The organism is Xanthomonas cissicola (assembly GCF_008801575.1).
GTDB classification, from domain to species: domain Bacteria; phylum Pseudomonadota; class Gammaproteobacteria; order Xanthomonadales; family Xanthomonadaceae; genus Xanthomonas; species Xanthomonas cissicola.
Genome location: NZ_VZPL01000039.1, coordinates 20,146 through 43,354, shown reverse-complemented (window position 1 = coordinate 43,354; position 23,209 = coordinate 20,146). Strand labels below are relative to the sequence as shown.

Here is a 23,209-nt window from a genome sequence, read left to right as displayed (position 1 = left end):
GCGCTTGCGCGCTTGTTCCAGGATCGGCAGCACGTGTGCGAACTGCTCCCGGCTCATGTCGCTCGGATAGGTCTTTTGGCGCATCCGCATAGTCTGCACTGATCAGCGAAGATCGTGAACAGGTTCTAAGGCGTGGCCGTGCGGGAGGTGAGCCACGTCCACGGGCGAAGCGCTCGCGTAGCGGGCCGGGTGCGGCTTTGTCAGGCGCTAGCCACTACACATGGGGTGCTTGCAGGTGCTGGCAGCTGCAGCACCGCACCGAAGAGACATCCTTCCCCCACGCCAATCGCAAGCCGGCTCGTCACCGTCGCCGCTGCAAGCATCAATGCCGTCCTCCGCGTCCTCCGCAGACGTCAGTGCGCGCCGTCCAGCGGCTCCAGGCGTGCGTGCACAACCGCTTCCAAGGCGGACCAGTCGATGCGCGACAGATCGCTGTGCCCGCGCGTGGCCTGCACCAGGATCTCGCGCTGGATCTCGCTGCGCGCCAGCGCAATCGAGTAGCGCGTGCGCAGGAACGTCACCATGGTGTAGTGCGGCACGAAGCGGGTGGGCCAGCGCGCCTGCAACTGCTGTTCGAGCTCGCGCTGCAGCAGGAAGTCGGGGTCGTCGACGCGGTCGCGCATTTCCAGGTAGTTCTCCAGCGCCATCTGTTGGATGGCGGCCGCATCGTCGCGACGCGCAGCCTCGAAGGCCGCGAACGCGCTGGCGAGGTCGTCGTGCGCGTCCAGCTGATCTGCCAACGCCACGCAATCTTCGAATGCGCAATTCATGCCCTGCCCGTGGAATGGCACCATCGCATGGGCGGCGTCGCCGATCAGCAATGCGCGGCCATCCAGATGCCAGCGATCCAGGGTCAGCGTGCCGAGCAGTCCGGGCGGATGCTCTTCCCAATGCTCCCTGAGCTGCGGAATCAGCGGCAATGCGTCCGGGAAATCGCGTGCGAACAAGGCCAATGCTTCATCGCCGGTGCGCGTGGTGGCAAAGCTCGGCTCGCCGGCGTTGGGCAAGAACAGGGTGACGGTGAACGTACCGCCATCGTTTGGCAGCGCAATGCACATGTAGCGCCCGCGCGGCCAGAGATGCAGCGCGTTGCCTTCGATCCGGAATCCGCCGCCCGGCTGCGGCGGAATTTCCAGCTCCTTGTACGAGTGATCGAGGAATTCGGTGCGTTCGCCCAGTGGCGATTTGCGCTGCATCGCCGCGCGCAAGGCCGAGCCGGCGCCATCGCTGCCGATCAAGCTCTGAAAGTGGATCTCGTGCGGCTGGTCGTCGCGGTCGTCGATGAAGCGCGCATAGCCGGCGTCGAAGTCCACGGTATGCAGGCGGCGGTAGAAATGCACGCGCGCGCCGGCCTGTTCGGCCAGGTCGAGCAGGGCGACATTCAGCGCGGCGCGGTGGATCGACCAGATCACCTCGCTGTCGTCGCGCCCGTAGCGTTGCAGCTGCGGTTGCCCGACCAAGGGGTGCACCATGCGCCCACGCATCATCACCGCCTTGGCCATCACCGCATCTTCGGCGCCGGCCTGGCGCAGCGCATGCCGGCCGCGTTCGGCCAGCGCCAGATTGATCGAGCGGCCGGACTCGTAGCCCTTGATGCGCGGGTCGCCACGCCGTTCGTACACGGTGACCTGCCAGCCGCGACGCGACAGCAGGATGGCCAGCAGGCAACCGGCCAGACCGGCGCCGATCAGGGTCAGGGAACGCGGAGAAACTGGGCTCAATGCAATGTCCGGCAGCAGCCGGACGCAGCGCCGGCGAAAAGGGGAAGACAGCGACTGGCAACGACGGTGGCCCCGGCAGCAACGCCGGGCGGGCTGGGAGTGTACGTGGGCGCGCGGCGATTCCGCGTGCCGTACAAGTGCTTTGGTGGCACTGCAGTCAGACTGCCGCGCTCAAGCAGCCGCCCAGGCTTCCACCTGCTCGACGAAGGTATGCAGATCGCTGAAGCGGTTGTACAGCGGCACCGGCGCAATACGGATCACGTCCGGTTCGCGCCAGTCGCCGAGCACGCCGGCCGCGTGCAGATGCTCGAACAGCGCGCGGCCCCGTGCGCGTCCGCCGGCCACCCGCAGCGACAGCTGGCAGCCGCGTCGTGCAGGTTCGGCCGGGGTGACGATCTGTAGTGCCTGCGGCACCCGCGCGTGGATCAATTGCTCCAGATGCCCGGTGAGCTGTTCGGATTTGGCGCGCAACGCAGCCATGCCGGCCTGGTCGAACAACGCCAGCGACGCGCGCAGCGGTGCCAGCGCCAGCACCGGCGGATTGCTCAGCTGCCAGCCTTCGGCGCCGGGCGAGGGCACGAACTGCGGGTCCATGCGGAAGCGGGTCTGCTGCTCATGTCCCCACCAGCCGGCCATGCGCGGCAGGTCGCTATTTGCATGCCGCGCGTGCACGAAGCAACCGCCCACCGCGCCGGGGCCGGCGTTGAGATATTTGTAGTGGCACCACACCGCGAAATCCACGCCGTCGTCGTGCAGGGTCAGCGGGAGATTGCCCACCGCGTGCGCCAGATCGAAACCCACCGCCGCGCCCTGCGCGCGCGCCAGCCGCACGATCTCGGCCAGGTCGAAGGCCTGCCCGGTGCGGTACTGGATGCCCGGCCACAGCACCAAGGCCAGGCGCGGGCCATGCTGCGCGATGGCTTCGGCAATGGCCGTCATCGAGACGGTGCCGTTGGGTTCGTCGGCGTCCACTTCGATCAGATGCGTGGCCGGGTCCAACCCGTGCAGGCGCAGCTGCGATTCCACCGCGTGGCGGTCGGATGGAAATGCGCCTGCCTCGATCAGGATCGCGCCGCGCTCGGCAGTGGGGCGGTAGAAGCTGGCCATCATCAGATGCAGATTGACGCTGAGGGTGTTCATCGCCACCACTTCGCCGGGTTGCGCGCCGACCACGCGCGCCAGCCCGTCGCGCACGAGTTGGTGGTAGGTCAGCCATTGGGTCGGGCCGGTGAAGTGACCTTCCACCGCCAGCGCGCCCCACCGGTCGAGCACCTCGTCCACCATCGCACGTGCCGCACGCGGCTGCAGGCCGAGCGAATTGCCGACGAAATAGGTCTGATCGTCATCGCCGTGCTGCGGGAACACGAAGGCATCGCGCAGGCCGCGCAGCGGGTCGGCGGCATCCAGGGCGACAGCATGGGCGCGGGACAGCAGGTCGGTCATCGTCGGGCTCGCAACACGGATCAGGGCGGCAGTTTACCTGCCCGCATCGTGCACGCCGTCATGCACGGCCGGCGCATCGGCCGAGGCCGGTCGGGCAGGGCGCAGCAGGTGGGTGAGCGTGCCGATGCTGTCGGTGACGCGGTCGATGGTGTCGGCCAGCGCGGCGGTGGTTGGGGAACTGTCGGGCAATGCGGCCAGCGCATCGGAAAGCTGGCGCTCGGCGTTGCGCAAGGTGGTCGCGGCAGGAATACCGCCAGTGCGCAGGCAGTCGATCACCGCGGACAGCGCCTCATCGGCCTGCCGCGCGAAGATGGGCAGCGCGTCCAGCGTGGGCAACGGATGGCCATCGCGCAGCGCCGCTTCCAGCAACAAGCTGGCGCGGATCAGCCGGTTGCCATTGGCCAGCAGCGATTCGGCCAGCTTGAGCTCCTGCAGGTTGCGGCGGCTGCGCGGTTCGCCGCGAAGACGCTCGATCGAGGCCTGCGCATTGGTGCGGGCAACACGCGCGGCGGCACGCGTATCGCTCAGACCCTCCATCTGGCCGAGCAGCACATGGCGGAGATGGTCGCGATATGCGCTGAGCAAGTGCGCCAGCGAGGCGCGAATCTGCCGGCGTTCGCGCGTGGGCCACAACGCATAGGCGACCAGCGCCAGCGCGCTGCCGGCCACTGTCGCCTGCAGGCGCGCGCCGACCGCTTCGCCCGGTGCAACGCCTTCGAAGGACAGCAGCAGCACCAGCATGCCGGTCAAAAACGCCACGCCGATGCCGTAGTTCACCTGTGTCAGCAAGCGAAACCCGAGGCAAAACAGCGCCAGCAGGGCCATGCGGACGCTGGCGCCGTCCATGGCCAGGTGCGCGAGCAAGGTGGCAAGCAATAGTCCGACGAAGGTGCCGGCCACGCGCAACGCGCCAAAGCTGAAGGTGCCGCCGAAATCCGGTTTGAGCACGATGGCGGTGGTCATCGGAATCCAGAAGCCGTGCGGAATCTGCTGCCAGCGCTGGAAGGCGATGGCCAGCGCCAGGCACACGCCGCAACGCAACGCGTGCCGGAAGGCGACCGACGACAGGTCCAGATTCGCGCGCAACGTGGCCCAGGTCGCGGCCGGGCGCAACGCCGACGGCAGCCGCGCTTCGGCCAGTTGCGCCTGGATTTCGCCACGGCTGCTGGCCCAGTGCGCGTTGCGGATCAGCGCGCGCAGCTGGCCGCCCAGGCCTTGCGCGCGCGCGACGGCGACACGCACCAGGCGGCGTTCGCGCGTGTCGGCGTTGTCGTGCTGAAACTGTGCCAATGCACCGACCAGATCGTCGAACCCGGTCATCGAGGCATTGGCGGCCTGCGGGTCTTCACCCATGGTCATCGCGTGCGCGAGCTGTTCCAGCACGATGGCGCTGCGTTCGAGCACGCGTTCGATCGCCGGTCGCGCCTGCGAGTCGGTCAGGCGCGTCTCGGCATCGGCCAACGACAGCAGCTCCAGCCGCACCCGATCGCACAGCTCGGCGATGATGCGAAAGCTCTGCACCGCGATCGCGCGCGAGCGATGCTCGCCGTGCAGCATCACCATCGCGTCGAGTACTTCCTGCGTCGCCGGCGGCGCCGCACTGGCGTCCGGGCGCTGCCGCGCGATGCCGGCCAGCTGGCGCATCAGGTCTGCCAATGCAAAGCGTTCCGGGCGATAACGCTGCAGCGGCCACGCCGCCAACGCCAGCACCACCTGCAGCAGTCCGCCAGCGAAGATCAGCGCCGCCACACCGGGTGCCTGCTGCACCGGCAGCCGCATGTCTGCGCTGACCACCAGCAGGATCATGCTGGTCAGGCCCACCCGCGCGGCCACCGGTCCGAGCGCCACCAGCAAGCCGCCGCCCAGGCCGAGCAACAGGCCGGCCAGCACCAGCGCCGGCGTATTGTGGCCGACCCAGATGCCGAGCAAGGCAGCCAAGCCGGCCGCCAGGGCTGCCATCAACATGCGTTGCAGACGCGCGCGATACGGCCCGGGCTGGTCGGAAAACATGGTATTGAGCGCGCCGCTGCACACCGCCAGGCCGGCGGCAACCTGCCCGGTCGCCACGCCGATCGCCAGCGGCAGGACGACTGCAACGGTGTTGCGCAGCGCGACGCGCAGGGGCACGTCGCGCGGTTTGAGGTCGATCAGTGCGCGCAGCATGGTGCCGGTTTCAGAGCATGCGAGCGGCAAACCTGCTGCGCGCAGCCGCATGCCATCGCGCTGTCAGTCCTCGACCGTGGCATAGCGCTCGGGCGCAGGATGCAGATGCCCGCACTGCGAACAGGTGCGCAGCGCCAGCGAACGGTAGAAGCGATCGAACACCGGCGGGAAGTCGGTTTCGATGTTCTTCAGCGGAAACATCGCTTCATACAACTTGTGATTGCACTGCGGGCAATACCATTGCAGGCCGTCCTGCTCGGTGGGCAGGCGCTCGCGTTCGATCACCAGGCCGATCGAGCCGTCCGCGCGTTGCGGCGAATGCGGTACCTTGGGTGGCAGCAGAAAGACTTCGCCGGCACGGATCGGGATGTCGCGCGCCACGCCCTCGTCCTGCACCTTCAACACCATTTCGCCCTCGAGCTGGAAGAACCACTCCGGGCCTTCGTCGTAGTGATAGTCGGTGCGCGCGTTCGGTCCCCCGACAACCATGATGATGAAGCCATCCTGCTGGATGCACTTGTTGCCCACCGGCGGTTTGAGCAGGTGGCGGTGTTCCTCGATCCAGGCGTGCAGGTTGATTGGCGGGGTCAGCATCGACGTTTCTCGGCAAAGAAGATATCCGGCTCAGTCGGCCGCCGATGTGCGATGGACGCTGCGGCCGGCCACGTGTGCGTACGGCTCAGCGCTCGGTGTGATCGGCCTGGATCTGCGCCAGCGCTGCGTCATAGCGTTCCTGCAGCAGCTCGGGGCGGTCGATCGACATGCCCAGGTCGTGCGCGCGGCCATCGCGCAGGCTGTATACCCAGCCATGCACGCTCAATTGCTGGCCACGCTCCCAGGCGTCATGCACGATGGTGGTGCGGCACACGTTGACCACTTGTTCGAGCACGTTGAGCTCGCACAGGCGCGCGTGCTGCACCGACAGTTCGCCCGCGTTGTGCAGGCAGGCTTCGTGCTTGTCGGCCACGTCGGTGACATGGCGGATCCAGTTGTCGACCAGCCCCATGCGCTTCTGGGTCAGGCTGGCGAACACGCCGCCGCAGCCGTAATGGCCGACCACCAGCACATGCTTGACCTTGAGCACATCCACCGCGAACTGGATCACCGACAGGCAATTCAGGTCGGTATGCACCACCACGTTGGCGATATTCCGGTGCACGAACACTTCGCCCGGCGCCATGTCGATGATCTGGTTGGCCGGCACGCGCGAATCGGAGCAGCCGATCCACAGATATTCCGGCGTCTGTTGAGTCGAGAGTTTGGAAAAGAATTCCGGATCCTCGCGGCGGATACGCTCGGACCAGGCGCGGTTGTTTTCAAGCAAGTGGTTAAGCTCGTTCATGCGCGCAGTATTCCAGAAAGTGTGGTCGTGGCGGCTTCGATGAGCGCCCAGGATGAATCAGCTTTCAGGCTTCCCAGTCTCGGCGAACGACCGATGTCCGGCCAGCGCACCCCTGGGGAAACTGGCGCCACCGATCAACTCAACAGGTGGCGCCGATGGCCGACTTCAACGCGTTCTTTCCGACCTTGCTCAAACACGAAGGCGGTTTCGTCAACGATCCCGTCGATCCGGGCGGAGCCACCAACAAGGGCATCACCCTGCTGACCTTCAAGGCCTGCGCGCAGGACCTGCTGGGCATCGAGCCAAGTCTGGCGAACCTGCGTGCGTTGACCGACGCCCAGGCTGGGGTCATCTACAAGGCGCAGTACTGGGACCGGCTGCGCGCCGATCAGATCGCGCTGCAGCCGTTAGCCAACATCGTGTTCGACTTCTACGTCAACGCCGGCAACAACGCCATCAAACTGCTGCAGACCGTGCTCAACAGCCAGACCGGCGGCAAGTTGGTCGCGGACGGCCGCATGGGGCCGGCCACCTTCGCGGCGCTTGCATCCAGCAACCAGCAGGACCTGTATGCACGCTACAAGGCAGGCCGCAAGGACTATTACCACAGGCTCGTCGCCGCGCGACCGCCGCTTGGCAAGTTCCTGAAGGGCTGGCTGGCGCGCGTGGATTCCTTTCCCGACTCGGTCTGAGCCGATAACGGCCCAGCGACACTTCCGACTGACGAGCCCGACATGGCGCAGATATCCCTCAATGATCTGATCGAAGCACTGGCCGGCGCGGTCATCGACGCCCAGGACCGGATCGAGCAACACCAGATGGCCAACCTGGGTGCGTTCTTCGACGAAGACAACCGTCCCAGAAGCGTCCTGATCCGCTTGCCGTCGCAGCACCCGGAGGCGGGTGAGAACGACGAAGACCTGTATCGGGCACCGCTGTTGCCGCTGGTGTCGTCCAACGTCCTGCGGATCAAGGATGTAGAGATCAGTTTCGATGCACAACTGGGTGAACTCAGCGAGCTGGACGAGGCAGTCGTGCCGGACGCGTTGGCGGTTCCGGCGGTCGTCGAAGACTGGCATCCCAAGCCGCCGGCGCTGCCGGGCCAGATCGGCATCGACCTCGGCTCCAATGCAAAAAATGCGCGAAACAGTGCAGTGCACGTCGTGTTGCGGGTGGAAGGCAGCGAGCCGACCGAGGGCGTGGCACGTCTCATCAATCGCCTTGCGCAGTCGCAAGGTGTGTTCAAAACGGTCAAGGGAGAGTAGCTCCCGCCGTCATCGTTTTCTTCATAAACAACCACTCTTCAGGAGAACACCATGAGCGATATCGTCAACATGTCCGACCAATTCAAGGGCCTGCCGATGGCAGACCTGATCGGCGCCCCGTTGCGTGCAGCCTGCGATGCGCAGGTCATGCTGGCACGGGCCACCGCCGACTTCATCAAGGTCATCGGCTTTCTGCCGCCGACCGACCCTGCCGACCCCAGCGGGAACGGCGGCACGCGCACCGCGCAGTTCAAATTCAAGCGCCCGGTCGAAGACCCTAGCGGTACCGGGATGGCTGAGGAGGAAGTCGAGATCGTTGTACCGTTGTTGACCCTTGTCAACGTGCCCAACCTGAGCATTCAGACCGTGGACGTGACCTTCGATATGGAAGTCAAATCCTCGTTCTCGGAAAAGGAAGCCGAAGACAAGAGCCTCAAGGTGGATCTGGAGGCCAGCGTCGGCTGGGGCGTCTTCAAGGCCAAGGTCAACGTGCAGGGCTCTGTGTCAAGTCATAAGGAAAATACCCGCTCTTCGGATAACTCGGCCAAGTATCACGTCGCGCTGCACGCCGAAGATCGCGGCACGCCCGAAGGCCTGTCGCGTGTGCTCGACATCTTGCAGACCGCTGCGGCCCCACGCAAAGTCACCGCGCCTGTGCCGGTGCCGTAAGCGTCGCTGTTGCGTCCCGTACTTTTCCCTCACCCGAGTCGTTGCCGATGATTGATTTGTCAGAAGTCAGTTACATCAAGCGCATCGTCGTCGGCAGCGACAACCCGGCGAAAATGCAGACTGCCGAGCAGGTCGAAGCTGCGCAGCAGTTGCTCAATCGCTGCCTCGGCGAAGCGCCCAAGGGGGCGATTCTCGGGATCGAGAAGAGCTTCAATATCCTGCAGTTGGGCGAGCACCAGGTCGTGCTGCAATGGTTGTGCTACCACGTCGGGTTCAAGCGCAAGCCGGTCTGGCTGACGGAGGCATAGATGGCACGTGCAAGCTATTGCCTCGACGCCTTCGTGGAGCTGCTCGACCAGGCCGTCCGACGCGCGCAACAGCGGTGCCGCCAGCGGCACGCTGCAGTTGTAAATGCCGCGGCGGCCGCATGCGACATGTGGGTGCATTGCGTGGATGGTGAGCAAACGGCGCAGGCCGAAACGGCACCCCTGTTTTCCATTCCTGTCTGCCAATTGCGTGCGCTGCGGCTGCAGCAAATCAGCGAGTTTTCGTTGACGCTGCAAGTGCAGATTGATCCGGTCACGCGGACCGATGGTGCTCCCGGGTTGGCATTGCGTCTTGCGCCGCCAGATGGCCGTACGCCTGGGCATACGCTGAAGATCAGCTATCAAGGAACCGAGCGTCCGCGTGGCGTGCTTTGGTTCGATGGTGTCGCGTTGAAGGAGTGGATACTGCATCCGTTCATGGACGTGCCACTATCCGATCCAGGAGAACTGCGATGAGGCTGCTGCTGTCGGACGCCGATGCCCGTGCGGTCGCCGAGCGGCTGGGAACCGATGTGGCCACCTTGCATGCAGATCTCTGTCGGCAGTCCCGGCGCAAGCTGCGATCCATCTCCATCATCTGCTTGGTTGTTGTTCTGGTGATCGCTGCGTTCGCTGTGCTGAGCGGCAGCGGGATCGATCTTTCCACTATTTCCAATTTCTTATCGGAGCGTTTTCATGGCTGGTCAACATCGCTATCGTCATCGCATTTTGCGCATCACCTCCGCACTTGCCTTGTGTTTATCGCTGACTGCAGCGCAGGCGGCTCCCGCTGGCGGGATTCCGGCTGGTGACTGGCGCGGCATCCTGTCCGCCAGCGGCAGTACCGGCCCGGTCTACGTCCGTCTGAGCGCGCGTGCGGCTGGAGTCGAGGGCACCCAGGTGGCCGATCTGCGATTCGGGCCTCCCTACAATTGCGCGCTCGAGTTACGCGCGCAGCCGGATGGGTACGCGTTGCTGTCGCGCAATGGCGGCAAGTTCTGCGAGGCGCTGACCGGTGGGGTTGCCCAACTCCAGATGGCGGATAGTGGGGCGCCTGGGATGCAGCTCACCTTGCCTGGCGGCGCCTCGCCGTTGGTCGTTGCCCTGAATCAGAGCAGTGCTGGATTGGCCGAAGCCGGGCGCTGGCGCGCGGCGGGCCTGATGTCCGCGCAGCTGGAGATCGTGGCGACCACCGTCCGTCCGGGAGACGTGCTCGGTCGCCTGCGTTACGGTGCCCCACGGGACTGCCAAGTGGAATTGCGCTATGCCGGGCGTGCAGCAGGTGCGTTGAATGCCTGGGTCGTGGCCAACGATAGAGGCTATTGCCGTCAGCTCAGCGATGCCCAGGCCAGTCTGCAGGTTCGTGCAGATGGCAGTGCCGAGCTTGCACTGCTGTTGAAAGGTCAGCGAGAGACCGCACTGTTCGAGCGGATGCCGTGAGGTGTCGTCGCTGCGTGTCTGCCAGTCAGGACGTCATCTATGTGGAAGCGAGCCAGTAGGCGCGCCGGCCTACGGCGACGCGCAGTGGCCCAGCCCGTCCCGCCGGCGGAATTGGGCGGGCCGGCATTTTCCAGCGTGCTCGAACAACTGGAGCTCGAATGCCGGGCGATGGTCTCCTACGCACTGAAGCAAGGGCTGGCAATGTCTCCCGATCTGCCTGGCCGGCTGGCAGAGCTGCGCGTGATGCCTGGCGCCTCCTTGCACGGCGAATCCGGTGCGCGCGAATTGGCCGGTCTGCACCGGCAGCTGGTACGTGCGATCCAGCCGGCAACGCCGCAGGCGGTGGTGCTGATCGAGCGCGAGCGCCTGCGCGGTGGTTGGTTGCGCTGGCTCGGGCCGATTCCGTTGATCCGCACCTTGACCTTGACCTCGGTCGGTTGCCTGGCCTCAGTGGTCGGGCTGGCGATGTCCAGCCTGGTGAACGAGCGCAACATCACGCTGGGCTTCCTGGATTCCTCAGGAAGCACGCTGGGCTGGAATGTGATGTTCATCCTGGCCTGCGCCGGACTCGGTGCAGCGTTTTCCGCGTTGTTCCAAGCCCATCGTTACGTTGCCGACGCAACATACGATCCGCGCTTCGATTCCTCCTATGCCGCGCGTATGATCCTCGGTCTCATCGCTGGCCTGATCCTGGTGGAGTTGCTGCCGGAGAATCTCTTCGCTGAAAGCAGTCTGGGTGCATTCGGAAAGCCCGCATTGGCGATGATGGGCGGATTCTCGGTAAGCGCGGTGTATCGCCTGCTGCAACGCATGGTCGAGGTCATGGAAACGGTCGTGCGCGGCGATTCCGGCCAACAGGCCGCTGCCGCGATCCAGTCGCAGCGTGCGTCGGCCGAATCCGAAAGCATCCGCGCGCGTGGCGAACTTGCCGCAGGTCTGCTGGACCTGCAGCGCGAGATGCAAGCGGACCCGCGTCTGGATCAGGTGCGCCAGCAACTGACCGGCCTTGCCAGGCAGATGATGTCAGACGATTCCTGATCTTTCGCGCATGAGCTGCGCTCAGACGCGCGCGCCTTTTTTTTCTGCCCGTCCGTAGGGTGCGGTTTGGCACAGCCTGCGGGCATCAGGTGGCAGCGCGCTTCGCGTCGTGCGGCATAGCTCGCTTCGGCATCGGCGTAAATTGCCTAACACGCTTCAGGCAGGCGCACCCGTCACGGTGCCTCAGCGACATCGGCAGCGTTGTCGATACCAGCATCTGATGCTCGCCAAATCAGTTCAAGACCGATGGCCCGGAGGTGAGCGTGTGACAAGCTCGCTCAAGTGCTCCTGCCGAGCATCTGCCGATTCGCTGCCGCGCGCCGCGTGCAAGCCGCTGCGCACTCGCGGCCCCCATTCGTGCACCAGAGGGTATGATGAAGACACGTATCGTCGTCGCTGCCGATCGCACCATCCTCGTGGAAGGGATGGTCGCTTTGCTACAAAAGGTTCCGGGTATCGAAGTGGTAGGGCATGCGGAAGACGGGCTGGCATGTCTTCAGATCGCCGCCAGAGAACGGCCCGATATCGTCCTGGTGGATGTTCTGCTGCCCGGCCTCAATGGTATCGATCTGACGCGGCGCTTGATGCAGCGCAGCCCCAACAGCCGGGCAATCTGTATCGCTCCGTCCGATGCCTGTACGCAGGCCAGCGCAGTCTTCGAAGCCGGCGCCAAAGCATATCTGGCGCGAACCAGCCGCTTCGCCGAATTGCTGCGGGCAATTCAATGCGTCATCCAGGATCAGACCTACATCAGTCCGCAGATGTCGCGTTCGCTGATCGCCGGGCTGCGTCGTGCTGCCAAGGCCGATTCTGCGTACACCCGACTCACCTCACGCGAGCGCGAAATCGTGCAGCTCTATTCGGAGGGCCTGTCCACCAGGCAGATCGCCAACCGCTTGCACCTGAGCGTGAAAACGGTGGGGACGCATCGCGAAAACTGCATGTTGAAGCTCAATATCCAAAGCATCGCTCAGCTGACCCGTTATGCGATCGCGCAGGGCCTTTCTCCGCTTGAAGCAGCAATCGGCGGTAGCGGTGAGCCATCCGATGGATGCGTAGCGCAGCACATGCGCCGTGCCGGCTGAGGCGTCCTGGCTACGCGCAGCGGCACACCGGCCGCATGGACGCTGGTGCATGTACGCAGGTGCGAGGCGATGGCTTGCGCATATCAGCATCGCCGGTGGCCGGTACACCGCCGCCACAGCGTGTACAACGCTAGCGCATGCAGAGCCTGCTCCGTTTCTAACCGGTCCCGATCTGCGGTCTTGACCGATACCCGGTGATGGGTGCGATTCGCACACTGGTGTTGCGTCCATTGGCGCAGGCGGCGCAACCAGCGACGCACCATCATTGACAGGAGATTTTCATGAGAACCACGTTGAAACTTGAAGCGGAGAGCTATGCCAAGGCGCTGAAAGATATACGGGACGCCAATGCGAATGCGCAGTCTATCGAGGTGTCCTACGTGCCTGGCGAAGCACACGAAGAAGTCTCACGCTACTTTCTCAAATATCCCAACTTCGAGTTGAACGCCTATGCTCTCAAAGATCGGAAGTACGATCTGAGCAAGTATCAACACACGGGTAAATTTCCGAGTGTCACAAGCGTCGACTTGGCTGCCGCGTTGTCCAAAGGCGGCGAAGGCAAGACCGCCATGAACGAACGGTTGAGCGTCGTGGTGTGTCTGATCTGCGAGGCCGCGCGTTCCGAGCCGATCGAACAGGCGATGCAGGCAGCCATCGCGCACGAATACGTCGACTTGGAGCGCTATCGTGTGTTGATGAACATGTACGACCACACGCTCACGTTCAAACGCGAAAAGCGCACTGCAGACGCGTTGCTGCCGCTGCAGTTGCAGGACTACATCGACTTCGTCAAATCCACGAAGTACACCGGCGATAAAGGCATCGAAAAGACCATTATCGACCTGGGGTAGTGCGTTATCACGTCCATCAAACCGCAACGGCGGCAGACGCCGTTGCGCATCAAGAGCCGCTAACAAAACGTCGCGAGCAGCCGCTAGGCGGGCGTGGATGGCGCTCAGAGCCGGAGTACACGGGGTACATGCCGATTCCGAGTGCCGATCGCGCCCGCATGGCGGTGCGCAGTCGCTCTGTTGGCTGCTCCAAGGAGAAAGCTATGGGTATGTCCGAAGATGCCGCTACCGGCGGGCAAGGCGGCAATCTGGAGTTGATTCAATCGCTGGAGCAAATGCTCGAACGTGACCAGACCGGCAAGCTACTGCAGCCACTTTCCGGCATGGCGGTCGCGCGGCCGATCTATCAGGTGCCGGCCATTGCGCTGGCGGAACCGCTGAAAATGCTGGTCGCCACCATCTTCCGCTCAGCGGGTGTCTACGATGCCGTGCCTGAATCCAGGCACGGCGAAAATGTGCACGGTTCCATGCGCGATGTGCACCAAAATAACGACAATGGCAGCCGCTATCTTCCGGTGCTCGATTATCCCGTCGCACCGACAGGCCGTGCCGGGCGTTATCACGACTATATCGTGCAGCGGAGCAAGGCAGATGTGCAAAACCGGCAACGCCAACGCTCGGGCATCAGCGGCGTGCTGACTGGTTATGTGGAATACACCGTGGTACTGGAGGGATGTAGCAACATACGATTGATCTTCGACTATCTCAACACGCGTTTCTTTATCTCTCCCAATCACTACAAGCCCTGGGCCAGGCCAGAGGCATTGGTTGCACGCCGCAATTTGGGCGCCGACCCGGCGCGCTATCGGCTTGCACCGCACGAAGCAGGCATGGACGAGCAGAGCTGGCGCGACGACGAGTTATACGGCCCCCATCTGCTGATCATGCTCTGAGCACGGCGAAGGGCGATCCCTGGTGAAGTCGAAGTCCTGCAATGACCTGTGCGCAGGTCGTTGCAGGTGTCGGCCGTCGGCCTGGCCGACGTGTCCGGCCATCTGGTGAGCAGCCGTCCGACAATGCGCCTACGGCTTCTCAGCGCCTGGTTTCGGCATTCAGCGCCGCCTGCATCAATGCTGCGATCGCGTGCGCGTCTTGGTCGGCTTGCTGCGTCAGGAACTGGGCGACACTGCGTTGATTGCCCGCCGGGTGGTTCTGGCTCAGTTTGAAGGTGAGCTCGATGCGGCTTGGAACGAAGCGGAAGCCGACCAGGCCGCGCAATTGTCGGCGATGACTGTCGCGCTCCATTTCGAACTGCCAATCGCTGCCCACGCGCTGCTCGAAGTGCGCGCTCATGCGCGCGATCAAGCTGCCCAGCGCCTCTTCATCGCTCACCTGGCTGCAGCGTCCATGCAGGTGCGCGACAGCGTAGTTCCAGGTGGGCACGCGCGCAGCCGCGTCCTTGTCCAGGTACCAGGTGGGCGAGACATAGGCATGCGGGCCCTGCAACACCATTACCGCATCGCCAGGAGTTCGCGCCTGCGGATTGGGGCGTGCCCAATGGCCCTCGATCACGACATCCTGGCCATCGCGCTGATACTGCACCGGCAGGTGCGAGATCGCCAACTGCCCGTCCTCGCGCTGGCTGATCAGGGTGACGAACGCATCGCGCGCGAACAGCCAGTCCAGCAAGGCTAGATCGGTCTGCGCAAATGCGCGTGGGGCGTACATGTCAGGCGCGGCCACCCATGTTCACGACCATGCGCGCGCGCAGCTCGGCATCGTCGTTACCTTGGGGTGGCGAGACTTCATGCAGCGAAAAGCCGCGGATGAGCGCGTCTTCTTCGTCCAGCCCGTCCAGCGCCACGAATTCGGCATCGAACAAGGCCGCGCGTGCGCTGTCTTCGCTGTCGTAGGGCAGCGTCTTGCCGTCGCTGTCCAGCACCTCGGCGGTGCCGGCTTCATTGATGCGCAAGCGCGCCCAGATCAGCGTGCGGCCGATCGTGGCCAGCCACCAGGAGTCGTGGGTGCCCTGCAGTGTGTCTTCGTAACTGGTCATTGCATTACCTTGGAAAGCAGGCCGAGCAGGGCCGCCATGCCCAGGCCGAAAAAGATGGTGAGCAGCGAAAGCCAGGCGGGTGTGGCCAGACCGGACAGCGCGCTGTCGCGGTAGCTTCGGTAACCCCGCGCCAGAAGCCAGCGCAACGCCACGGGACTGATGAAGGCCGGGTCGCCGAAGCTGGCCAACGCATCCGGATGGCGGTCGCGCATGTGCACCAGGGTCAGCGGCCAGAAGATCAGCAGTGCGGTCAACCCGGCGACGGCGACACCGACAAAACACAGTGCGAAGAACAGCGTCATGTGGCCGCCAGCAGTAGTGCGAGTTTGGGGAGTGCCGCGCCGATGACCAACGCTGCGAAGGACCAATGCATTGGAACCGTGGCATGCCGGGTTGCGGCACGCGCGGTGTCGGTCTGCCACCGGCGTTGCGGCTCTAGTTGGCGCGATGCCAGCCGCGTCAGCAACACGCTACGTACCGCCGTCAGCCCGGTCATGATCGCCGCTAGCCAGAAGGCCAGCGATTGCAGCAGGGGGGCGGCGGCCGGCAAGCTCACCTCAGAACTCCGCGCTGCCAGGCGCACGCGGGTAGGGGATCGCGTCGCGGATGTTGCTCAGCCCGCACACGTACACCACCAGCCGCTCGAAGCCCAGGCCGAAGCCGGCATGCGGCACCGAACCGTAGCGACGGAAATCGCGGTACCAGCTGTAGTGCTCCTTATCCAGGCCGAACTGCGCCATGCGCGCGTCGAGCACATCCAGGCGCTCTTCGCGCTGGCTGCCGCCGATGATTTCGCCAATGCCCGGCGCCAGCACGTCCATCGCCGCGACGGTCTTGCCGTCATCGTTCAAGCGCATGTAGAACGCCTTGATGTGCTCGGGATAGTTGGTCACCACCACCGGGCGGCCGATGTGTTCTTCGGTCAACCAGCGTTCGTGCTCGGTCTGCAGGTCCAGGCCCCATTCCACCGGGAAATCGAATTTCTTGCTGGAGTTCTGCAGCAGCTTCACTGCGTCGGTGTAGTCGATCTGCTCGAACGGTGCATTGATGAACGCTTCGAGCTTGGCGATCGCGTTCTTGTCCACGCGCTTGGCCAGGAACGCCAGGTCGTCGCCACGCTCATCGAGCACCGCGCGGAACAGGTATTTGAGGAACTGCTCGGCCAGGCGTGCGTCTTCGGCCAGATCGGCGAAGGCGATTTCCGGCTCGATCATCCAGAACTCGGCCAGATGACGCGTGGTATGGCTGTTTTCAGCGCGGAAGGTCGGGCCGAAGGTGTAGACCTTGCTCAGCGCCAGGCAATACGCCTCCACATTGAGCTGGCCGGACACGGTCAGAAAGGTTTCCTTGCCGAAGAAATCGCGGCTGAAATCCACTGCGCCGCTGGCATCGCGTGGAAGGTTGACCATGTCCAGCGTGGAGACGCGAAACATCTGCCCGGCGCCTTCGGCATCGGAGGTGGTGATGATCGGTGTGCTGATCCAGTTGAAGCCGTTCTGGTGGAAGAAGCGGTGCACGGCCTGCGCCAGGCAGTTGCGGATGCGGGTCACCGCACCGAACAGGTTGGTGCGCGGACGCAGGTGCGCCACTTCGCGCAGGAATTCCGGCGTCATCGGCTTGGGCTGGATCGGGTAGGTCAGCGGGTCTTCGACCCAGCCGACGACGTCCACGCCACTGGCCTGGATCTCGAACGATTGACCCTTGCCCTGCGATTTCACCAGCACGCCCTTGGCGATCAGCGAGCAGCCGCTGGTCAGGCGCTTGATCTCGTCGAAATTGGGCAGCGTGTCGTTGGCCACCACCTGGATCGGAGCAAAGCACGAGCCGTCGGTCACGTTGATGAAGGCCAGTCCGGCAGATCCGCGCAAGGTGCGCACCCACCCCCGTACCGTGACTTCGCCGCCTTCCGGGAGCTTTCCCGCAAGCGCATGTTCAACGCTGACCACCGTCATGACTGTTCCTCGCCGTAGCGACCTTGAATGGCCTGCGAGTTTACTGGCTGCGGCCGCGCCGGCGCGAGCATCTGAACAGCTTGCCGAGCGCTGTGCTTGTCGCAGGCGCGTACTGCCCCCATCTATCGCAGACGCCACAGCTCCGCGTTCTGCCGGGTTGTTGCGGCCTCGCTATACTTGCCACCACTGTTTCGGAGTGCCTCCATGGCCGTCAGCCTCACCCCCGCCGCGCTGGAGCGCGTGCAGCGTTTCGTGCAGCAGACCCCGGGTGCGTTGGGTCTGCGCTTTGGCGTCACCAAGACCGGTTGTTCCGGCTGGGGCCATGTCACCGACCTGGCACGCGAGGCGCGTGACGACGACGCGGTCTTCGAGCAAGACGGGGTGCGCATCTTTGTCGACCTCGCCAGCCTGCCGCTGGTGGATGGCACCTGCATCGACTTCGGCAAGCACGGCCTGAGCGAGACCTTCACCTTCAGCAATCCCAACGCGACCGCCGAATGCGGCTGCGGTGAGAGCTTTACCACCGCGGACGAGCACCGGTGATTCCTTCGCGGACGAGCACCGGTGATTCCTTCTCCCCTCGGGAGAAGGTGCCCGAAGGGCGGATGAGGGTACGGGGCGAAGCCTCGCGCGGTTGAACGACACGATAGTTGGAATGACACGAGTGGCTTTGCCCCGTACCCTCACCCCAACCCCTCTCCCGGCGGGAGAGGGGCTTAAGCAGTCGCCGCGCAGATATCACGCTCGTAGACTTTGCTGCTGGCATGGTCCGGTTGCGGCTGAACGCATGAACTGCCATACTTTCCTGCTTCCTGCCCGATTCCGGGTGGGGAACCCTTGCTCCACCGGCCGCTTGCGCGGACCACCGGGGAGCTGTCCGGCCCACGTGGCCACATCCGAAAGGTAAAACAACATGAGTCGTCATTACGAAGTCGTGTTCCTGGTCCATCCGGACCAGAGCGAGCAGGTCCCGGCCATGATCGAGCGCTACAAGTCGCTGATCGAGGGCGGTAACGGCACCATCCACCGTCTGGAAGACTGGGGCCGTCGTCAGTTGGCCTACCCGATCCAGAACCTGGTGAAGGCGCACTACGTGTTGCTCAATATCGAAGTCGACCAGGCCGTGCTGAGCGAGCTGGTGGAAAGCTTCCGCTTCAACGATGCGGTGCTGCGTCACCTGGTCGTCAAGCGCGATGGCGCCGACACCGAGCAGTCGCTGATCATGAAGAGCAAGGACGAGAAGGGCGACAAGCCCGAGCGTAGCGAGCGTCGTCGTCGTGACGACGAAGAGGGCGAAGCGCCCGCCGCCAACGATAACGACGGCGACAACGCCGAAGCCGCTTAAGGAGCGCTGACATGTCCAAGTTCTTCCGTCGCCGCAAGTTCTGTAAGTTCACCGCCGAGGGCGTCAAAGAGATCGACTACAAGGATCTCAACACCCTGCGTCAGTACCTCACCGAGAACGGCAAGATCGTGCCGAGCCGCGTGACCGGTACCAAGTCCAAGTACCAGCGCCAGCTGGCCACGGCCGTCAAGCGCGCTCGTTTCCTGGCGCTGATCCCGTACACGGACAACCACGACGTTTAATCCGAGTCCCTCGGAAGAGCCCGCACATCCATGTGCGGGTAATTAAAAATATAAAGGCCGGTCATTCGAGATGCGGTGTTAATCGTGCTTTTACGATTCCCGAATCCCGTCTTTTCGGACAGCACCCGTTGCGCCCGCTACATGCTGGCGCTAACGAATAACGGAGTACCACCATGGATCTGATTCTTCTGCAGAAAGTGACCAACCTGGGCAACCTGGGCGACAAGGTCAGCGTCAAGCCGGGTTACGGCCGCAACTTCCTCGTGCCGCAGGGCAAGGCCGTGCCGGCCACCGCTGCCAACGTTGAAGCGTTCGAAACCAAGCGCGCCGAGTACGAAGCCAAGGCCAACAGCATCCTGGCCGAGGCACAGAGCCGCGCCACCAAGTTCGAAGGCGCCAGCGTCACCATCGGCGCGCATGCGTCGACCGAAGGCAAGCTGTACGGCTCGGTTGGCCCGCGCGATATCGCCGAGGCGTTCACCGCCGCCGGCCTGCCGCTGGAAAAGAGCGAAGTAATCCTGGGCGAAGGCGCATTCCGCAATGTCGGCGAATACGACGTTGTGCTGCACCTGCACGCGGATGTGGAAACCACGGTCAAGGTCATCGTCGAATCCGACGCCTGATCCAGGCCATATGTGTCACCGAAGGGCGCCTTGTTAGGCGCCCTTCGTTTTTTGGGGCGCCGCCGCCAGCGCTGGCATGCCCGTTATACTCATGCCCCATTGCCGGTTCCACGGCCCGCGGATCTTATGGATCAAGGGCTTGGGCGCTGGCTTCACAGGAAAAGCGCCTGCCGGCCTCGTCCGTGCGGTGCCCGGAATCTCCAGCCCCATGCGCCTGTCCACGATCAAACTGTCCGGTTTCAAGTCGTTCGTCGACCCGACCACGTTGCACCTGCCCACCAACATGACCGGCATCGTCGGCCCCAATGGCTGCGGCAAGTCCAACATCATCGATGCGGTGCGCTGGGTGATGGGCGAGAGCTCGGCCAGCCGCCTACGTGGCGATTCGTTGACCGACGTGATCTTTTCCGGCTCTTCGGCACGCAAGCCGGTGTCGCAGGCGACGGTGGAGCTGATCTTCGACAACTCCGACCACACCATCAGTGGCGAGTTCGCCTCGTTCAACGAGATTTCGGTCAAGCGCCTGGTCAGTCGCGACGGCAATAGCGCCTACTACCTCAATGGCACCAAGTGCCGGCGCCGCGACATCACCGATCTGTTCCTGGGCACCGGCCTTGGGCCGCGCAGCTACTCGATCATCGAGCAGGGCATGATCAGCCAAATCATCGAAGCACGCCCGGAAGACCTGCGCGTATATCTGGAAGAAGCCGCCGGCATTTCCAAGTACAAGGAACGCCGCAAGGAAACCGAAACGCGGATTCGGCATACGCGCGAAAACCTCGACCGTCTGAGCGACCTGCGCGAAGAAATCACCAAGCAATTGGCGCATCTGCAGCGCCAGGCGCGGCAGGCCGAGCAATACCAGGCGTTGCAGGAAGAGCGCCGGATCAAGGATGCCGAGTGGAAGGCGCTGGAATACCGCGGCCTGGATGGTCGGTTGCAGGGCCTGCGCGAGAAGTTGAATCAGGAAGAGACACGCCTGCAGCAATTGATTGCCGAGCAGCGCGATGCCGAAGCACGCATCGAAACCGGCCGCGTGCGCCGCGAAGAAGCCGCCGAAGCGGTGGCCAAGGCACAGGCCGATGTCTACCAGGTCGGTGGCGCCTTGGCGCGTATCGAGCAGCAGATCCAGCATCAGCGCGAACTCTCGCATCGCCTGCACAAGGCGCGCGATGAGGCGCAGAGCCAGCTGCAGGAATTGACCCAGCACATCAGCGGCGACTCGGCCAAATTGAGCGTGCTGCGCGAAGCGGTGGCCACTGCCGAACCGCAACTGGAGCAGCTGCGCGAAGACCACGAATTCCGCCAGGAGTCGCTACGCGAAGCCGAAGCGCGGCTGGCCGATTGGCAGCAGCGCTGGGAAACGCATAACCGCGACACCGGCGAGGCCTCGCGTGCCGGTGAAGTGGAACGCACGCGCGTCGATTATCTGGACCGCCAGGCGCTGGAAGCCGACCGCCGCCGCGAAGCGTTGGTCAATGAGCGCGCTGGGCTCGACCTCGAGGCATTGGCCGAGGCGTTCGAGCAGATCGAACTGCGCCATGAAACCCAGAAAACCTCGCTGGACGGGCTGACCGAGCAGGTCGAGGCGCGCAAGCACGCGCTCGCTGGGCTGCAGGAACAGCAACGCGCCAGCCAGGGCGAGCTGGCCGAAGTGCGCAAGCAGGCGCAGGCCGCGCGCGGTCGGTTGTCGTCGCTGGAAACCTTGCAACAGGCCGCGCTTGGCCAGGAGCAGGGCGCCGCAGTGGCGTGGCTGAAGTCGCGCGGACTGGATTCGTCCGCGCGCGTGGGCGAGCGCATCAGCGTCGAGAGCGGCTGGGAAAATGCAGTCGAAGGCGCCCTGGGGCAGTTGATCGAAGGCGTGCTGGTGGAGGCGCCGGAACAATTGGTCGATGCGCTGGGCGAGTTGGGCGATGGCCGCATCGCGTTGGTGTCCAGTGCGACTGACAATGCGAGCTTCGCGCCGACCTCGCTGGCCGCCAAGGTGCAGGGGCCGATCGCGATCCGTCGGCTGCTTGCGCGTCTGCACACCGCCGAGGACCTGGACGCTGCGCGCACGCTGCAACGCAGCCTGCCCGAAGGCGATTCGGTGATCACCCGCAATGGCGAGCGGCTAGGCGAGGGTTGGGTGCGGGTCTCGCGCTCGGGCGCGGCCAAGCAGGGCGCGCTGCTGCGTGAGCGCGAGATCCAGGAGCTGCGCACCCAGATCGAAACCCTGCAAGAGCGCGAAGCCGAGCTTGAGCACCAGCTGTCCAGCTTCCGCGAACAACTGCTGGCGGCAGAGCAGCAGCGCGAAGACGCGCAGCGCCAGCTGTATATGGCGCACCGCAGCGTCTCCGAACTGGCTGGGCAATTGCAGAGTCAGCAAGGCAAGGTGGACGCGGCGCGCACGCGCATCGAGCGCATCGAAACCGAATTGGCGCAACTGCTGGAAACGCTCGATACCAGCCGCGAGCAGGCACGCGAAGCGCGCGCCAAACTCGAAGACGCGGTCACCTTGATGGGCGATCTGCAGGGCACGCGCGAAGCGCTGGAAAGCGAGCGCCGTCAACTCACCGATGCACGCGATCAGGCGCGAGATGCCGCGCGCGGCGTGCGCGATGCAATGCACGCATTGGCGCTGACGCTGGAGTCGCAACGCACCCAGATCGCATCGCTGAGCCAGACCCTGGAACGCATGGACAGCCAGCGCGGGCAGCTCGATACGCGCCTGGAAGATCTGGTCGCCCAGCTGAGCGAAGGCGATTCGCCGGTGGAAACACTGGAACACGAACACCAGGCCGCGTTGAGCGAGCGCGTACGCACCGAGCGCGCGCTGGGCGAAGCGCGCACCCTGCTCGACAGCATCGACAGCGAGCTGCGCAGCTTCGAACAGACCCGCCAGCAACGCGACGAACAAGCGTTGGCGCAGCGCGAACGCATTTCGCAACGCAAGCTCGATCAACAGGCGCTGGTGCTCAATGCCGAGCAACTGGAAGCGGCGGTGGTCAAGGCAGGCTTCGTGCTGGAAGAGGTGGTCAACGGGTTGCCCGAGTCGGCCAACGTGGCCGAATGGGAAGCGGCCGTTGGCCAGATCGACGGGCGCATGCGTCGCCTGGAGCCGGTGAACCTGGCCGCCATCCAGGAATACGGCGAAGCCGCGCAACGCTCCGAGTATCTGGACGCGCAAAACCTGGACCTCAATACCGCGCTGGAAACGTTGGAAGAGGCCATTCGCAAGATCGATCGCGAGACCCGTGGCCGCTTCAAGGACACCTTCGACCGGGTCAATTCCGGCGTGCAGGCGCTGTACCCGCGCTTGTTCGGCGGCGGCCATGCGTATCTGGAACTCACCGGCGAAGACCTGCTCGACACCGGCGTCACCATCATGGCGCGCCCTCCGGGCAAGCGCGTGTCGAGCATTTCGCTGCTGTCCGGCGGCGAGAAGGCGATGACCGCGGTGGCGCTGGTGTTTGCGATTTTCCAGCTCAACCCGGCGCCGTTCTGCCTGCTCGACGAAGTGGACGCGCCGCTTGACGAAGCCAACGTCGGCCGCCTTGCCAACATGGTGCGCGAGATGAGCGAGAAGGTGCAGTTCCTGTTCGTCAGCCATAACAAGGCCACGATGGAGGCCGCGCGCCAGCTCTCCGGCGTGACCATGCGCGAGCCCGGCGTCAGCCGCCTGGTCAGCGTGGACCTGGAAGAGGCCGCACGTTTGGCGGGTGCGGCATGACGTGCCATGCTTGCTGG

25 protein-coding genes, 1 other RNA gene and 2 pseudogenes are annotated in these 23,209 nt (G+C 64.3%); 15 read left to right on the top strand and 13 right to left on the bottom strand.

What is annotated here, in order from left to right; genetic code table 11:
* From F7R02_RS15990 to can, 6 genes and pseudogenes are all read right to left on the bottom strand, one after another.
* Positions 1-90: pseudogene (locus tag F7R02_RS15990) on the bottom strand (IS5/IS1182 family transposase); the annotation flags it as partial.
* A gap of 263 nt (positions 91-353) precedes the next feature.
* Positions 354-1,721: an FAD-dependent oxidoreductase gene (locus F7R02_RS15985; protein WP_078589785.1), complete on the bottom strand. Its 1,368-nt coding sequence runs from the start codon at positions 1,719-1,721 to the stop codon at positions 354-356.
* A gap of 171 nt (positions 1,722-1,892) precedes the next feature.
* Positions 1,893-3,164 carry a kynureninase gene (gene kynU / locus F7R02_RS15980; protein WP_011347013.1) on the bottom strand — a complete coding sequence of 424 codons (1,272 nt, stop codon included), beginning with the start codon at positions 3,162-3,164 and terminating at the stop codon, positions 1,893-1,895.
* Between the two features lie 33 nt (positions 3,165-3,197).
* On the bottom strand, positions 3,198-5,378 hold the full coding sequence (locus F7R02_RS15975) for an FUSC family protein (protein WP_039417635.1): 2,181 nt from the start codon (positions 5,376-5,378) through the stop codon (positions 3,198-3,200).
* A gap of 12 nt (positions 5,379-5,390) precedes the next feature.
* On the bottom strand, positions 5,391-5,921 hold the full coding sequence (locus F7R02_RS15970; RefSeq protein ID WP_078589786.1) for a 3-hydroxyanthranilate 3,4-dioxygenase: 531 nt from the start codon (positions 5,919-5,921) through the stop codon (positions 5,391-5,393).
* Positions 5,922-6,006: 85 nt separating this feature from the next.
* Entirely contained in the window at positions 6,007-6,669 is a 663-nt protein-coding gene (gene can / locus F7R02_RS15965; RefSeq protein WP_005913843.1) for a carbonate dehydratase, read from the bottom strand.
* Between the two features lie 155 nt (positions 6,670-6,824).
* Between can and F7R02_RS15960 the strand changes: the two genes are divergently transcribed.
* The 5 genes from F7R02_RS15960 to F7R02_RS15940 are packed head-to-tail and all read left to right on the top strand — an operon-like array spanning position 6,825 to position 9,385.
* Positions 6,825-7,361 carry a glycoside hydrolase family 108 protein gene (locus tag F7R02_RS15960; RefSeq protein WP_005926250.1) on the top strand — a complete coding sequence of 179 codons (537 nt, stop codon included), beginning with the start codon at positions 6,825-6,827 and terminating at the stop codon, positions 7,359-7,361.
* A gap of 42 nt (positions 7,362-7,403) precedes the next feature.
* Positions 7,404-7,934, top strand: coding sequence for a DUF2589 domain-containing protein (locus F7R02_RS15955; protein ID WP_007966280.1), 531 nt, complete (start codon positions 7,404-7,406; stop codon positions 7,932-7,934).
* Positions 7,935-7,985: 51 nt separating this feature from the next.
* Positions 7,986-8,603, top strand: coding sequence for a DUF2589 domain-containing protein (locus tag F7R02_RS15950; protein WP_078518263.1), 618 nt, complete (start codon positions 7,986-7,988; stop codon positions 8,601-8,603).
* A gap of 47 nt (positions 8,604-8,650) precedes the next feature.
* Positions 8,651-8,911, top strand: coding sequence for a hypothetical protein (locus F7R02_RS15945; protein ID WP_005913847.1), 261 nt, complete (start codon positions 8,651-8,653; stop codon positions 8,909-8,911).
* The gene (locus tag F7R02_RS15940) at positions 8,912-9,385 is read left to right on the top strand and encodes a hypothetical protein (protein WP_033485700.1); all 474 of its coding nucleotides are present in this window, start codon (positions 8,912-8,914) and stop codon (positions 9,383-9,385) included. It abuts the gene before it with no gap.
* A gap of 11 nt (positions 9,386-9,396) precedes the next feature.
* Here F7R02_RS15940 and F7R02_RS15935 read toward each other — a convergent pair.
* Positions 9,397-9,585, bottom strand: a pseudogene (locus F7R02_RS15935) (hypothetical protein); the annotation flags it as partial.
* A 52-nt stretch (positions 9,586-9,637) separates the two neighbouring features.
* On the opposite strand from F7R02_RS15935, the gene F7R02_RS15930 reads away from it, so the two are divergent.
* The 4 genes from F7R02_RS15930 to F7R02_RS15915 all read left to right on the top strand — a co-directional run bounded on the left by F7R02_RS15930 (position 9,638) and on the right by F7R02_RS15915 (position 13,322).
* A complete protein-coding gene (locus tag F7R02_RS15930; protein ID WP_026007272.1) occupies positions 9,638-10,348 on the top strand; it encodes a hypothetical protein in 711 nt (236 codons plus the stop codon).
* Between the two features lie 168 nt (positions 10,349-10,516).
* Positions 10,517-11,386, top strand: coding sequence for a hypothetical protein (locus F7R02_RS15925; RefSeq protein WP_078589799.1), 870 nt, complete (start codon positions 10,517-10,519; stop codon positions 11,384-11,386).
* 371 nt (positions 11,387-11,757) lie between these two features.
* The gene (locus F7R02_RS15920) at positions 11,758-12,471 is read left to right on the top strand and encodes a response regulator (protein WP_050554797.1); all 714 of its coding nucleotides are present in this window, start codon (positions 11,758-11,760) and stop codon (positions 12,469-12,471) included.
* A 281-nt stretch (positions 12,472-12,752) separates the two neighbouring features.
* A complete protein-coding gene (locus tag F7R02_RS15915) occupies positions 12,753-13,322 on the top strand; it encodes a ribosome-inactivating family protein (RefSeq protein WP_078518262.1) in 570 nt (189 codons plus the stop codon).
* A 57-nt stretch (positions 13,323-13,379) separates the two neighbouring features.
* On the opposite strand, the gene F7R02_RS15910 is transcribed toward F7R02_RS15915, so the two are convergent.
* Positions 13,380-13,452: non-coding RNA, sX9 sRNA (locus F7R02_RS15910), on the bottom strand.
* Between the two features lie 73 nt (positions 13,453-13,525).
* Here F7R02_RS15910 and F7R02_RS15905 point away from each other — a divergent pair.
* Positions 13,526-14,215 (top strand): hypothetical protein, encoded by a 690-nt coding sequence (locus F7R02_RS15905; protein WP_078589787.1) that lies wholly within the window; start codon positions 13,526-13,528, stop codon positions 14,213-14,215.
* A 139-nt stretch (positions 14,216-14,354) separates the two neighbouring features.
* On the opposite strand, the gene F7R02_RS15900 is transcribed toward F7R02_RS15905, so the two are convergent.
* Genes F7R02_RS15900 through asnS form a run of 5 tightly spaced genes read right to left on the bottom strand, consistent with a single transcriptional unit; the run spans position 14,355 to position 17,270 of the window.
* Positions 14,355-14,990: an FMN-binding negative transcriptional regulator gene (locus tag F7R02_RS15900; protein WP_078589788.1), complete on the bottom strand. Its 636-nt coding sequence runs from the start codon at positions 14,988-14,990 to the stop codon at positions 14,355-14,357.
* 1 nt (position 14,991) lies between these two features.
* Positions 14,992-15,318, bottom strand: coding sequence for a hypothetical protein (locus tag F7R02_RS15895; RefSeq protein ID WP_003485881.1), 327 nt, complete (start codon positions 15,316-15,318; stop codon positions 14,992-14,994).
* Entirely contained in the window at positions 15,315-15,620 is a 306-nt protein-coding gene (locus tag F7R02_RS15890) for a hypothetical protein (RefSeq protein ID WP_003485878.1), read from the bottom strand. Before F7R02_RS15890 ends, F7R02_RS15895 begins: the two co-directional genes overlap by 4 nt.
* Positions 15,617-15,874, bottom strand: a complete 258-nt coding sequence (locus F7R02_RS15885; protein ID WP_033482523.1) for a hypothetical protein — start codon at positions 15,872-15,874, stop codon at positions 15,617-15,619. Before F7R02_RS15885 ends, F7R02_RS15890 begins: the two co-directional genes overlap by 4 nt.
* A gap of 1 nt (position 15,875) precedes the next feature.
* Positions 15,876-17,270 (bottom strand): asparagine--tRNA ligase, encoded by a 1,395-nt coding sequence (gene asnS, locus F7R02_RS15880; protein ID WP_078589789.1) that lies wholly within the window; start codon positions 17,268-17,270, stop codon positions 15,876-15,878.
* Between the two features lie 204 nt (positions 17,271-17,474).
* On the opposite strand from asnS, the gene F7R02_RS15870 reads away from it, so the two are divergent.
* The 5 genes from F7R02_RS15870 (at position 17,475) to smc (ending at position 23,192) form a co-directional block, all read left to right on the top strand.
* Positions 17,475-17,813, top strand: coding sequence for a HesB/IscA family protein (locus tag F7R02_RS15870; RefSeq protein WP_059029823.1), 339 nt, complete (start codon positions 17,475-17,477; stop codon positions 17,811-17,813).
* A 370-nt stretch (positions 17,814-18,183) separates the two neighbouring features.
* Positions 18,184-18,615 (top strand): 30S ribosomal protein S6, encoded by a 432-nt coding sequence (rpsF, locus tag F7R02_RS15865; RefSeq protein WP_003485869.1) that lies wholly within the window; start codon positions 18,184-18,186, stop codon positions 18,613-18,615.
* 11 nt (positions 18,616-18,626) lie between these two features.
* On the top strand, positions 18,627-18,857 hold the full coding sequence (rpsR, locus tag F7R02_RS15860) for a 30S ribosomal protein S18 (protein WP_002804494.1): 231 nt from the start codon (positions 18,627-18,629) through the stop codon (positions 18,855-18,857).
* A 173-nt stretch (positions 18,858-19,030) separates the two neighbouring features.
* Complete coding sequence (gene rplI / locus F7R02_RS15855) at positions 19,031-19,480, top strand: 50S ribosomal protein L9 (RefSeq protein ID WP_003485864.1); 450 nt, start codon at positions 19,031-19,033, stop codon at positions 19,478-19,480.
* A gap of 208 nt (positions 19,481-19,688) precedes the next feature.
* Positions 19,689-23,192, top strand: a complete 3,504-nt coding sequence (gene smc, locus F7R02_RS15850) for a chromosome segregation protein SMC (protein ID WP_015463053.1) — start codon at positions 19,689-19,691, stop codon at positions 23,190-23,192.
* Positions 23,193-23,209: the final 17 nt, after the last annotated feature.